A 12,654-nucleotide genomic window follows, 5' to 3' on the forward strand; every position below is an offset into this window, starting at 1 on the left:
TGCGGCGGGACTTCTTCTTGCGGCGTCGCTTCGAGGACACGGAACCTCCTCGTGATGGGGGTGTGTGTCAGGGGAGCACCTGTCGCCCGAACACGGACACAACGGGCATTTCCCTCCCGCATCCTTCCACAGCGCCCCTGCTGCCGCGATTCCGGCGCATGTCGCCACCGGCCGGTCGGCGCCCGGATCATGTGGTGACCGATGCCGACACCGCGGAGTCGGTGGGCAGCGGTGACGTGCCGGTGCTCTCCACTCCGCGGCTGATCGCGTGGATGGAGGCGGCGACCGTGGAGGCCGCCGCACCCTTCACCGCGACGGGTCAGACGACCGTGGGCGCGGCGATCCGCGTCGACCACCTGCGCGCCACGCCGGTGGGCGGCCGCGTGGAGGTCGCCACCGAGGCCCCCGCCACGCCCGCGGGCCGGCGGCTCACCTTTCTCGTACGGGCCGTCGACGGTTCGGGCGCGCTCGTCGCGACCGAGGAGATCGACCGGGCGATCGTGGACCGCGGCCGGTTCCTCGCCGCGACGGCCGGCCCCCAAGCGGACCGCTGAGCGGCGATTCGCCCGGCCTCCGCCCGCACCGCCGTCTTCGCGGTGCGGTACGTCCACCTCGCGCCGAACGTCCACCTCGCCCTGTGCGCCCACATGGCACTGTCCGCTCACGCCGGCTGTCCGTCTTGTGCGCGCTGTCCGCCTTCGGCGCGCTATTCGTCGCGCTCGAAGTCGGCCTCCCATTCCTCCTTGTCGAGCGCCCGCTGGGCGGCGAAGTACAGTTCGTACACGAACCCGCGGGCCTGCTCGGGCGACAGGGCGGGCGCCTCGCGCAGCAGCCGTTCGGTCCAGGCGGAGATGTTCTCGTCGTCGCTCATGTCTCCAGCCCACTGCCTTCTCGGACCGCCCGCCACCGCACTCGTCCGGACGGCTGGTGCGGCGCCCGGACCATACCCGTGTGTGACCCTCCCGCTGGTCCCGGACGGCGTCCGGCAGCCCGGTGCCCGCCGGGACGCCCGGCACGCACGAACTCCGCTGCCGCGACCAGGCGGATCCGGACCGGCGCCAGGCACTCCGCCTTCCCGCCGCTCCGTACCCGGCCCGTGGGGCGGCTCGGCCCACGTCGTCGGCCCACGGCGAGCTGAGCGGCATCGGGATGATCTCCGCATTACGCTGCGCACGAGGACGTTTGCCGCACGAGCGCATCACGGGAGCAGGAATGGCCGGCGAGCCCAGACCGATCAGCGGCGCGGCCCGTCGCGCACTCGAGGAGGAGCTCGCCGACCTGCGCGCCGAACGCGACACGATCGCGGCGACCCTCGATGGTACGGACTCGCCGGGGGACGCCGCCGACCAGGCCGACGCACTTCAGCGCGCCAACCAGTTGGAGCGACTGGACGACCGCATCACCCGGATCACCGACCGGCTGTGCGAGTCGGCCGCCGCGGGGCTGCCCAGCACCGACGCGGTCGGCGTGGGCTCCACGGTCACCGTCCGGTTCGCGGACGGGTCCGTGGAGACGGTTCGGATCAGTGAGCTGGCCGAGGCGTCGGTGCACACGCTGGTCACCGCCGACAGCCCGCTCGGCAGCGCCCTCCTCGGCCACCGCGCCGGCGACACCGTCGAGTACGAGGCTCCCGACGGGCCGTCGGCGGTGACCGTGCTCTCGCTGGGCGAGCCGGGCGAAGACACCTGACGGTCAGGAGACGGGTGGCCCGGATGTCCCGGCCGCTGCCGCCTCGTCGCTCCGCTCGGGGCGGCGGACGGTGCAGTGGAGGGTGTCCTTGACGACGTCGGCGACGATGGTGTCGCCGGGTTCGGCCTCGCCGGCGAGGAGGAGGGTGGCGATGCGGTTGTCGAGTTCGGTCTGGATGGTGCGGCGCAGCGGCCGGGCGCCGAACTCGGGCTGGTGACCGTGGGCGACGAGGAGCTTCCTGGCCGCCGGGGTGACCTCGAGTCTCATGCCCTGGGCGCGGACGCGGCGTTCGCTCTGGTCCAGCAGGTGGTCGACGATGCGGGAGAGGTCGTCCTCGGTGAGGCTGTGGAAGAGGATGATGTCGTCGATGCGGTTGAGGAACTCCGGCAGGAAGCGCGTGCGCAGCAGTTCCATCAGTTCGTCCTTGAGTTCGCTGACGTCGCCCTGGTGGTCGATGATGCGCTGGGCGCCGATGTTGGAGGTCATGATGACGACGCAGTGGCGGAAGTCGACGGTGCGTCCCTGGGCGTCGGTGAGGCGTCCGTCGTCGAGGATCTGCAGCAGGGTGTTGAACACGTCGGGGTGGGCCTTTTCCACCTCGTCGAACAGGATGACGCTGTAGGGCCGGCGGCGGACCTTCTCGGTGAGCTGTCCGGCTTCCTCGTAGCCGACGTATCCGGGCGGGGCGCCGACCAGGCGGGCGACGGTGTGCTTCTCCTGGAACTCGCTCATGTCGAAGCGGATCATCCGGTTCTCCTCGCCGAACAGTAGCTCGGCGAGGGTCTTGGCCAGCTCCGTCTTGCCCACTCCGGTGGGACCGAGAAAGAGGAAGGAGCCGACGGGCCGGTTCGGGTCGCCCATGCCGGCGCGGTTGCGGCGTACCGCCTGGGAGACGGCGGTGACCGCCTCGTCCTGGCCGACGATCCGCTCGTGCATCTCCTCCTCCAGCCGCAGCAGCCGGTCCTTCTCACTGGCCGTCAACTGCGAGACCGGGATACCGGTGCGGCGTGAGACCACGTCCGCGATGTCGGCGGCCGTCACGGACACCACGCCCTCGCGGCGTTCGGTGATACCGGCCAGTTCCGCCTCGGCCTCGTCGATGCCGCGCTTGATCTGGGAGGCCTTCTCGAAGTCCTCCACCGCCACCGCCTGGTCCTTCTCCCGCCGCAGCCTGGCGATACGGTCCTCCAGCCGCACCGCCTCGGTCGAGCGGTCCACCCCGCGCAGCCGCACCCGCGCCCCGGCCTGGTCCATCACGTCGATGGCCTTGTCGGGCAGGAACCGGTCGGTGATGTAACGGTCGGACAGCTCCGCCGCCGCGGCCAGCGCCCCGTCGGCGAACCGCACCTGATGGTGCGCCTCGTACGCGTCCCGCAGCCCCTCCAGGATCTCGACGGTCTCCTCGACCGTCGGTTCGGCCACCATCACCGGCTGGAACCTGCGCTCGAGGGCCGCGTCCTTCTCCACGTGCTTGCGGTACTCGTCGATCGTCGTGGCGCCCACCACACGCAGTTCACCGCGGGAAAGCGCGGGCTTGAGCATGTTGGAGGCGTCCATCGACCCCTCACCCGTGGCCCCGGCCCCCACCACGGTGTGCATCTCGTCGATGAACAGGATGATCCGCCCCTTGGCCGCCTGCACGTCCTCGATGACCTTCTTCAGCCGCTCCTCGAACTGTCCGCGGTACTGCGCCCCGGCGATCATCCCCGACAGATCCAGCGCCACGACCCGCTTGCCCTTCAGCGTGTCGGGCACCTCGCCCGCCACGATCCGCTGCGCCAGCCCCTCCACGATCGCCGTCTTGCCCACCCCAGGCTCGCCGATCAGCACCGGATTGTTCTTCGAACGCCGCGAGAGGATCTCCACCGTCTGCTCGATCTCCTCGGCGCGCCCCACCACCGGATCGAGCCTGCCCGCCCTCGCCTCCTCCGTCAGATCCCGCCCGTACTCCTCCAACGACGACGGCGTCCCGTCCTCCTGCTCCGCGCCGGCACCCTCCCCACGGGCCGGGCGCGCCGGCCTCTCCGCCAGGCCCCGCAGCCGTGACACGTCCAGTCCCGCCCCCTGCAACAGCCGGGCCGCCCCGGTGCCCTCCCCCTCCAGCAGCCCGCCCAGGATGTGCTCGGGTCCGATGTAGGAGGCGCCCGCCGCCTGCGACAGCCCATAGGCGGCGGCCAGCGTCCGCTTGGCGGCCGGAGTCAGCCCCGGCTGCGCGGACACCTCCACCGACTCCCGCGGCAGCACCTTGGCGATCTGCGCGGCGAACTCCTCCACGTCCACCCCCGCCTGCGTCAACAGGCTCCGCGACGGCTCCACTTGTGTCGCCGCCCACAACAGGTGATCCGTGTCGAGATCCGGTGTGCCGTCCTCCAGCGCCCGCCGTGCCGCCAGATTGATCAACTCCTGCGACGGCTCACTCAGCAACCGCCCGATCGGCACCCGCTGCACCGCCGGAGGCGACGTCGCGGGCGACATCCCGAAGAACCGGTTCAACAGCTCACCGAACGGATCCGACGAACCGAAGGCAGAACCGAACGACATCGACATGACGCACTCCTCACGGACGGAGGGGGGACCCCTACTCACTCAAACGCGCCGCGCACCGCCCCGCAAACCGTGCATCCGGGGTGACTCGCCTGGACCAACCAGCGCGCGCCGGGCGTGCGACGGGCGGCACAGTGGGTGGGGCAGCCTCCGGGAGGATCCGTGCACGACAAACCGCTGAGCAAGATCGTCGACGAGTTCCAGCGTCTGCGTCACGACGCTTCGAAAACGCCACGTGACCGGTCGAAGCCGGCCGGCTTCGACGTGGATCAGAAGCTGGTGGGCGGCTTCGTCGCCGGCACACTGGACCCGCGGGGCGAGGCGGACCTCGCCGAACAGGTGGCGCACCTGCTGCCGCTCCACGCGTTTCTGCCCACCCCTTTCACCGAGGAGCTGACGCGGGTCATCGACCACCTCGGCGGCCAGCGCGGTCTGATGACCTGGCTGGACCGGCACCCGGGCCGGCCGCGTCTGGTGGCGCGCCTGTACGTCCTCATGAGACTGCTCGATCAGTACAGCGAGGAGTCCGCGGTGGTCACCGCACTGCGCGAGTCGCGGGCGGAGACACCGTATCCCGCGGGTCTCCGGGAGTACCTGGTGCCGGACACCGGCGACGAGACCCTGGCGGACCTCTCCTCGAAGATCGAGGAGCTGCTCGGCGACGATCTGGAGGACAAGGCCGTCGAGCTCGCGCTGGCCACCACCGCATGGGTCCACGACATCGCGCCGCGCGCCGAACGACTCGACCCCAAGGTCGGTGACCTGGCCGAGCTGATGGAGCACACCCGGGAGGACATCCGGGCTTGCACAGCCCGGACGCAGTGACGGGGCCCCTCGATCCCGCGGTGCCGCCGGCGGTACGGTGACGCGCGGTCAGCAGCCGGTCGACCCCGGCCACGGCGGCGACCAGCCGGGCGCGCTGAGCTTCGTTGAGCAGTTCGAGCAGGGATCCGGCCGGCTCGTCGCCGCGGGCGTCGAGGGTCGCCCGCTCGGCGCGGCCCGCGTCGGTGAGCCGGACCGTGCGCACACGTCCGTCCCGGGGATGGGATGCCACGGTCACCAGACCGTCGGACTCCAGGGAGCGCGGGAGCCGGCTGACGTACCCGGAGTCGAGTCCGAGGCGCTCGCCCAGCCGCCGTACGTCCTCGCCCTGTGCGCCGGCCTCCCAGAGCAGCCGGGCCTCGCCGATGGGTCGCTCGCGGCCCAGGTAGAGGTCGCGGAGCACACCCGCTCGCAGCGTGACGGTGCGGTTGAACCTCCGTATCTGGTCGATCTGCGCCGAGTGCATGCTCTGACTTCGGTCAGAGAAGTCGCGGTGGGCCGGCACAGACCCCCACGCCCCAAGGGCGGGTTAACGGTTGCCAAAGGTATGCTTTGATGTTCTCAAAGTACAAGTGTTAACCTTTGGGCCATGAAGACAGCAGCCGCGCACCACGCCGACGCCGCTCGCCGGGTCAGCCGCGCCGCCCTGAGCCTGATGCTCGTGGCACGCCTGCATGTCGATCTCTGCCGCTGCATGTCCGCGGCCTGTCGCGCCTGATCGCGATCTCCTCGATGCAGCGGCGCTGTTGACACGTCCTACAGCCGCCGCTCCCGTGTGTCCCGCTCGTCCCGTTCCCGCGCGTCCTTACTGGAGTGTGTCCGTGTCCGCCAACACCGGCGATCCGAAACCCGAGAAGTCCGGCTTCCACATACCCGTCCCGTTCTGGGCCCAGGTCCTGCTGGGCCTCGCCGTCGGCCTGGTCCTCGGCTTCGTGGCCCGGACCTACGACGTGTCCTGGCTCGCCACCACCCTCGACAAGGTGGGCGGCATCTTCGTGCAGCTGCTGAAGCTGGCCGTGGCCCCGCTGGTCTTCTTCGCGATCATGGTGTCCATCACCAATCTGCGGAAGGTCAACAACGCGGCCCGCCTGGCCGGCCGCACCCTGATCTGGTTCATGATCACTTCGCTGATCGCGGTCGTCATCGGCCTCGCCATCGGCCTGATCTCCAACCCGGGCTCCGGCTCCGACCTCACCCCGGCCGACGGCGCCAAGCCGGAGCACGCCGGCAGCTGGCTGGACTTCCTGACCGGCATCGTCCCGACCGATGTCGTCACGCCGTTCACCGAGCTCAACGTCCTGCAGATCGTCTTCATGGCGGTCGTCGCCGGTATCGCGATCCTCAAGATCGGCCCGAAGGCCCAGCCGATCCTCACCCTCTCCGAGTCCGTCCTGGAGCTGCTGCAGAAGGCCCTGTGGTGGGTGATCCTGCTCGCCCCGATCGGCTCCGCGGGCCTCATCGGCCGCGCCATCGTCGAGTACGGCTGGAACCTGCTCGGCGACTACGCGACCTTCACCGTCGACATCTACGTCGGCTGCGCCCTGGTCCTCTTCGGCGTCTACCCGCTGCTGCTGGCGACGGTCGCCAAGCTGAACCCGCTGCAGTTCTTCAAGGGCGCCTGGCCCGCCATCCAGCTCGCGTTCGTCTCCCGCTCCTCGGTCGGCACCATGCCGGTCACCCAGCAGTCGGCGATCCGGCTCGGCGTCCCCAAGGACTACGCCTCCTTCGCGGTGCCCTTCGGCGCGACCACCAAGATGGACGGTTGCGCGGCCATCTACCCCGCCATCTCCGCGATCTTCGTGGCGCAGATCTTCGATGTGCAGCTGGGCATCAAGGAGTACCTGCTCATCGCCTTCGTCTCGGTGATCGGCTCGGCGGCCACCGCCGGTCTGACGGGCGCGACGGTCATGCTGACGCTCACGCTGTCCACCCTCGGCCTGCCGATGGAGGGCGTGGGTCTGCTGCTCGCCATCGACCCGATCCTGGACATGATGCGCACCGCCACCAACGTGGCGGGCCAGGCCCTCATCCCGGTCCTCGTCTCCGCCCGGGAGAAGATCCTCGACCACACGAAGTACGACCACGCGTCGGCCTCCGCGGTCGACGACCTGGAGAGCGTCTACTCCCAGCCGCAGCAGACCGAGCAGCCCGTCGCGGTGGCCGGCTGACACCGCCCGGCACCTGACGCCGCACACTCCGCCCCGCCGATCGTCGATCGGCGGGGCGGAGTGCTGTCGGCGCGGGGACGCCGGCCCTTGCCTGCCCGACGTCAACGCCCCGTCACGAGCCGGCGGTCGGACCGGTGGGCCGAGCCGCCGTCACCGGCGGACCGGCCCCCTGCCTCCTCGTGCGGCGCTGCCGGTCGGCCCCGGTCCCTCATGGGAAGCGGGTCAGCTTGGAGGGCACGGTGTCCGTTCCCGAGGTGGGTGCGCCGGTGTCGTTGACGACGTGGGCGTACTGGCCCTTGCCGCCGAGGGAGATCACCAGCACGTCGTGCAGGGTGACGCCCGTTCTGACGGGCACCTGGAAGCCGTGGGCCTGGACGATCGTCGGATCGGCCGTGTAGTTGCAGTAACTGCCCAGTCCCCAGGCCTCGTGGGTGGTGACGGAGTCGGCGACCTTGTAGGCCGCGTAGCCGACGATGCCGTCGTGGGTGATGGCGGCGGCGTTCGGGGCGTCGTAGGCCTTCTCGTTCTGGAAGAAGATCGTCCGGCCGCGCTCTCCGGTCCAGTACACGTCGTACTTGTTGAAGTGCTCGACGAACAGACCCGTCGCGAGCACGTCGTCGCCGTTGACACGCAGACCGTAGTCGGCCCGGTTGGTGTTCCAGCCGACGCCGCTGCCGTGGTCGGCGCGCCACAACCAGGTGTGGTCGATGACGACGTCGTCGCTGTTGACCACGACCGAGTCGGTGGCGAGACCGGGTCCGGCGCCGCCGATGCGGACGAACACGTCCTGCACGGTGGTGGGGTCGGCGGAGTGGTCGGCGGAGGAGCCGGGCGGGCCGATCCGGAGCAGGGTGTCGGAGTCGACCGGTCCGGCGTCGATCAGGAAGCCGGCGAGCCGGACGCCGTCGACGTCGGCCACGTGCATGGCGTCGACGCCGTTGTCGGGGACCAGCGTGGCCAGGCCCAGCCCCAGTACCACCGTGTCGGCCCGGGTGACCTCGATCGTCCGGTCCAGGTGGTGGACGCCCGGGGTGAACAGCAGGTTGAGGCCCTGGGACAGCGCCTGGTTGATGGTCTCGGCGGTCGCGCCCGGCTTGACCACGTAGAACTGGTCGAGCGGGACGGAGGCGCCCGCGTTCGCCGGCCAGGAGACCCCGCGGGCGTTGGTGCGCTTGGCGGGCACGAACACCTTGTAGGTGGCGCCGTCCAGGTAGAGGAACGGCTTCTCGCGGGAGACGGGCGTGGTGTCCAGGGTGGTGTACGGGCCGGTGTCGAAGTCGGTGGCCGGGGCTCCCTGGACACCGGTGAACGTCATGTTCCACACCCCGTTGGTCCAGCCGCCGACGGAGCTGTCACGGGTGTACCACTGCTGCTGGGAGTAGGGGCCGACGGTGCCGTCGATTCTGGAGTCGGCGATGTAGCCGCCGGAGGCCCAGCCGTAGCCGTTCGGGGCGAGGTTGAGGCCGCCCTGGACGTGGATCCGGCGGAACGGCGCCGCCTGCGCGACGGCCCAGCGGTCGGTGCCGTTCGACGGTCTGATGGCGAGGTTCTCCGCCGAACGCCAGAAGTTCTGTGTGGCGTTGCCGTCGAACCAGCCCGCGTCGACGGTGACGTCACCGTTGATCTGGGTGTCGTCGGGGTTGAGACCCAGCCCGGAGATCGAGGTGTAGAAGCCGATCTGGGCGTTGATGCCGTTGTAGGTGCCCGGCTTGAGCAGGAACTGGTAGCGGCCGGTGCCGAACTGGGCGGACTCCTGCTGGGCGAAGACCTGGTCGAACTTCTGCTGCAGATCGGGGGTGGAGGGGTCGACCACGATGACGTTCGGTCCGAGGTCGCCGCCGCCCTGGACCGGTCCGGTGGTGCCGGACGAGCCGGTGTGCACGGCGACCTCCCACAGGGAGTAGCCGTAGCCGGTCGCCCGCACGGTGCCGTAGATCCGCAGGTACCGGCCGGAACCGCTGACGTCGTAGGAGGCGGTGCCGCCGACGGCGCCGGTGACGGTACGCAGCGTGTTCCAGGTGCGGCCGTCGGCGGAGGCCTGGATCTGGTACTCCTTGGCGTAGGCGGCCTCCCAGCTCAGGTCCACCTTGCACAGGTTCTGGACCGAGCCGAGGTCCACCTGGACCCACTGCGGGTCCGAGGCCGCGCTGGACCAGCGGGTGCCCGGGTCGCCGTCGAAGGCGGCGGAGGCGGGGGTGCCGGCGTTCTCGGTGGAGGACGCCGAGGCGGGCCTGCCCTGGGCGGCGTTCGCGGTGCCGCAGGAGGAGGGGGTGGATCCTCCTGTGGTGCCGAAGACCTGGAACTCCCAGAGGGAGTAGCCCCATGGGGTGGCCCGGTGGATGCCGTACATCCTGACGTAACGTCCCTGGCCGGATACCTCCAGAGTGTCGGTGCCGCCGTCGCCGCCGGTCACGGACTTCAGGTCGGTCCAGGTGCTGCCGTCGGCGGAGATCTGGACCTTGTAGTCCTTGCCGTAGGCGGCCTCCCAGGCGAGGACCACCTTGGTGACGGAGGACGTCGTCCCCAGGTCGACCTGAAGCCACTGGGTGTCACTGGCGGCCGAGGACCAACGGGTGCCGGTGTCGCCGTCGACGGCGTACGCGGCCGGGGTGCCGCCGTTCTCGTCGGAGGACGAGGTGGCGGTCTTCCCCTGGGACAGCGGTGTCTCGGCCGCCGATGCGGGGGCGTGCGCGGGAAGGGTGATGAGCGCCGCCGCTGCGGCGAGCGCGACACCCAAGGATCTGCGTCTCATACGAATCCCTGTGGGTGTGGGGTGTGGTGGGGAGTGACGGCGCGGACACGACGGCAGGACGCTGCGAACGCCGCCCCAACAGCGCGTCCACAGCGCTTAGTTCACGACTTGATTTAACTGATGACCCGACAGTCGCGGCAAGCCCTCGGACACGGGAATCTTTCGAGCGTTGACGAATCGCCCTGCCGCATCCGGCCGATGACGTTCAGAAGGAAGAGCGACGGAAGAAGGTCGGACGACGCCGGACGCAGGACGTCGGGGCGGCGAGGCGGTGAGGCAGCGAGGCAGCGAGGCAGCAAAGGCGGACGGCTCCTGCGGCTCGGCACCGGGGACCTGGTGCCGGACCGGCGCGGCCCTGCGGGCGGACGGATCGACCCTACGGCTGGAGTGTTCCCGTACGGCGGAGCTTTCCGTGGCCGGGGCGCGCCTCGCGGCCGGAGGGGGTGCGGGAGGAGTTCGCCGCGGTGAGGCGGGCGTGGAGGCCGCCGCCCGCACGGGCTGGAGGTGCTGTCCATCGGGGCGTGGGACCGCGCACCGTTCAGTCTCGCCCCGGTCATCGGGCTGACCCGGCTGCGGACCCTCACCGCCTGCCCCGGCACGCTCGCCGACCCCTCCGGAGCGCGCGGCGGCCGAACCGGAGTTCCTGGAACTCGGGCCGATGGAGTGGCGCGTACTCCTCGCCGCGGGCGCCGCCCACCAGGTCTGCCACCAGGTCTGCCGGCCGCCGCCGTCGTCGCGCACGGCGACCGGGACCCACTGGCGGCCATGGACCTCGCCGACGAACTGCCGGCCCGGTGGGACCGGCCCCCGGTCATCCGCACCGCCCTCGAGGGCGACCTGCGCGAAAACTCAGTTCTTGCGGCCGACCCCGCCGAACATGGCGACCTCTGGGGGTTCGACCCCGTCGGTGCCGGGGCGCCAGCGGTTGCAGGAGACCACGCCGGGAGCGAGCAGTTCCAGCCCGTCGAAGAACCGGGCGACGGCGCCGGGGGTGCGCTGGGTCAGTCGCGGCGTGCCGTGCTGGTTCCAGAAGGCGACGGCCGCGTCGACATCGGGCATGTCCGGCCGGGTGACGGTGTGCGACAGCACCAGGTGGCTGCCCTTCGGCAGCGCGTCCATGAGGCGGCGCACGATCCCGTACGCCTCCTGGTCGTCCTCCACGAAGATGACGACGCCGAGCAGCATCAGCGCCACGGGCTCGGTCAGATCCAGGATGCGCGCGGCCCGGTCCAGGATCGAGTCGACGTTGCGCAGGTCCTCGTCGAGGTAGTCGGTGCGGCCCTCGGGACTGCCGGCGAGCAGGGCGGCGGCATGCGCGAGGACGATGGGGTCGTTGTCGACGTAGACGACACGGGACTCGGGCGCGACGCGCTGGGCGACCTCGTGGGTGTTGTCCGCGGTGGGCAGTCCGGTGCCGATGTCGAGGAACTGCCGGATGCCCGCCTCGCCCGCCAGGTGACGTACCGCCCGCCCCAGGAAGCGCCGGTCGGCCTGGGCGTACTCACCGATCCCGGGGTGCAGCCGGCGGATCTCGTCCCCCGCCCGCTGGTCGACCGCGTAGTTGTCCTTGCCGCCCAGCCAGTAGTTCCAGATGCGGGCCGTGTGCGGCTGGTCCGTCTTGATCCTCTTGCTCAGCTCGTCGAAGCCGGGGCTCTCGGTCACGTGACGCCCTCCAGGTCAGACCGGTGATCACTCAACAGGCAACCTAGCGGCCGGAGTTGACCGGCCGCGACCCGTACGGCCGTACGTACCTGACGACGGACGCCCTGCGGCATGTGTCGTCGCTCGCCTTCACGGTCGCCGCGCGGCCGTCCGCCTGGGGAACGGCTGCCGACGCGGGACCGCCCGCACTGAACTGAGGCCGGAGGGCCGGGCCGGCAGGGACGCCTTGCCGGCCCGGCTCCACACGTGGTGCATATGGGGACGAAACGACAAGCGGCAGGCCAGCCGTGCGCAACGATGTGTGTTCCAGGCACACTTTGCCTGTCGGAGTACCCCCTCACCAGAGGATGATCTACACATGATTACGCTGACGAAGGAAGACGGTCCCGCGGACCTGGACGGTGTGACCCATCTGTCCATCGGGGTGTCCTGGGACCCCACCGCCGGTGCCAGTGGCGGGGTGATGGGGATGCTCCGCCGCAAGGCCGGCACCGACCTCGACCTCATCGCCATCGCCATGCAGGGTGCCGATCCGGTGCGGCTGGCGGGCCTCGACTCGCTGGATCCCATGGGCAACGGCTCGCTGGTGCACAGCGGCGACAACCAGACCGGCCGTGGGGACGGCGACGACGAGACGGTGACGGTCGAGTTCAGCCGGATCCCGGCCCAGATCACCTCGATCGTGTTCGTCGCCGCCGCCTTCAAGAAGGGCAGTTCCTTCCAGAAGGCGCGCAACATCAGCTTCAAGGTGTACGACGCGACCGGGGGCAGCTCCCAGCAGGTCGCCGACATCTGGCCGAGCCTGCTCACCCAGGACAACGGCTGCGCCGTGGCCAAGGCCGTGCGCGTCGGCGGCAGCTGGAAGCTGGAGGTGATCAACGTCACGGGGAAGATCAAGCAGGGTGACGAGCACGCCCTGATGCGTTTCGCCGTCAGCAAGTAGAGGGCCGCGCACGTACGTGCGGCGGCCAGCAGGCGCCGGTGCACCTGACCGCTGCGGTCGTCGGGGCGCTCCGT

The 12,654-nt window shown here is 70.5% G+C and carries 11 protein-coding genes and 1 pseudogene; 7 read left to right on the forward strand and 5 right to left on the reverse strand.

Translation table 11 applies throughout. From position 1 onward, the window contains the following. Positions 1-194: 194 nt before the first annotated feature. Positions 195-554 (forward strand): thioesterase family protein, encoded by a 360-nt coding sequence (locus tag ACWDUZ_RS36310; protein WP_451636100.1) that lies wholly within the window; start codon positions 195-197, stop codon positions 552-554. Positions 555-706: 152 nt separating this feature from the next. On the opposite strand, the gene ACWDUZ_RS36315 is transcribed toward ACWDUZ_RS36310, so the two are convergent. After that, complete coding sequence (locus ACWDUZ_RS36315; protein ID WP_451636101.1) at positions 707-871, reverse strand: hypothetical protein; 165 nt, start codon at positions 869-871, stop codon at positions 707-709. A 341-nt stretch (positions 872-1,212) separates the two neighbouring features. On the opposite strand from ACWDUZ_RS36315, the gene ACWDUZ_RS36320 reads away from it, so the two are divergent. After that, positions 1,213-1,689: a GreA/GreB family elongation factor gene (locus tag ACWDUZ_RS36320; protein ID WP_451636102.1), complete on the forward strand. Its 477-nt coding sequence runs from the start codon at positions 1,213-1,215 to the stop codon at positions 1,687-1,689. Positions 1,690-1,692: 3 nt separating this feature from the next. On the opposite strand, the gene ACWDUZ_RS36325 is transcribed toward ACWDUZ_RS36320, so the two are convergent. Next, positions 1,693-4,236 carry an ATP-dependent Clp protease ATP-binding subunit gene (locus ACWDUZ_RS36325; RefSeq protein WP_451636103.1) on the reverse strand — a complete coding sequence of 848 codons (2,544 nt, stop codon included), beginning with the start codon at positions 4,234-4,236 and terminating at the stop codon, positions 1,693-1,695. Between the two features lie 159 nt (positions 4,237-4,395). Between ACWDUZ_RS36325 and ACWDUZ_RS36330 the strand changes: the two genes are divergently transcribed. After that, positions 4,396-5,058: a hypothetical protein gene (locus tag ACWDUZ_RS36330; protein WP_451636104.1), complete on the forward strand. Its 663-nt coding sequence runs from the start codon at positions 4,396-4,398 to the stop codon at positions 5,056-5,058. Between the two features lie 43 nt (positions 5,059-5,101). On the opposite strand, the pseudogene ACWDUZ_RS36335 reads toward ACWDUZ_RS36330, so the two are convergent. Continuing rightward, positions 5,102-5,521 (reverse strand): annotated as a pseudogene (locus ACWDUZ_RS36335) (MarR family winged helix-turn-helix transcriptional regulator); the annotation flags it as partial. A gap of 123 nt (positions 5,522-5,644) precedes the next feature. Between ACWDUZ_RS36335 and ACWDUZ_RS36340 the strand changes: the two are divergent. Further along, positions 5,645-5,773: a hypothetical protein gene (locus ACWDUZ_RS36340; protein WP_451636105.1), complete on the forward strand. Its 129-nt coding sequence runs from the start codon at positions 5,645-5,647 to the stop codon at positions 5,771-5,773. A 103-nt stretch (positions 5,774-5,876) separates the two neighbouring features. Further along, positions 5,877-7,223 carry a dicarboxylate/amino acid:cation symporter gene (locus ACWDUZ_RS36345; RefSeq protein WP_451636106.1) on the forward strand — a complete coding sequence of 449 codons (1,347 nt, stop codon included), beginning with the start codon at positions 5,877-5,879 and terminating at the stop codon, positions 7,221-7,223. Positions 7,224-7,431: 208 nt separating this feature from the next. On the opposite strand, the gene ACWDUZ_RS36350 is transcribed toward ACWDUZ_RS36345, so the two are convergent. Together ACWDUZ_RS36350 and ACWDUZ_RS36355 are read right to left on the reverse strand one after the other, a co-directional pair. Further along, entirely contained in the window at positions 7,432-9,975 is a 2,544-nt protein-coding gene (locus ACWDUZ_RS36350; RefSeq protein WP_451636107.1) for a discoidin domain-containing protein, read from the reverse strand. A gap of 849 nt (positions 9,976-10,824) precedes the next feature. Beyond that, positions 10,825-11,637 carry an SAM-dependent methyltransferase gene (locus tag ACWDUZ_RS36355; RefSeq protein WP_451636108.1) on the reverse strand — a complete coding sequence of 271 codons (813 nt, stop codon included), beginning with the start codon at positions 11,635-11,637 and terminating at the stop codon, positions 10,825-10,827. Positions 11,638-11,693: 56 nt separating this feature from the next. Between ACWDUZ_RS36355 and ACWDUZ_RS36360 the strand changes: the two genes are divergently transcribed. Continuing rightward, complete coding sequence (locus ACWDUZ_RS36360) at positions 11,694-11,834, forward strand: hypothetical protein (protein WP_451636109.1); 141 nt, start codon at positions 11,694-11,696, stop codon at positions 11,832-11,834. 161 nt (positions 11,835-11,995) lie between these two features. Then, positions 11,996-12,580, forward strand: a complete 585-nt coding sequence (locus tag ACWDUZ_RS36365) for a TerD family protein (protein ID WP_086728397.1) — start codon at positions 11,996-11,998, stop codon at positions 12,578-12,580. The last annotated feature ends 74 nt before the right edge of the window (positions 12,581-12,654 follow it).

It is taken from the genome of Streptomyces sp. NPDC003393 (genome assembly GCF_053589015.1).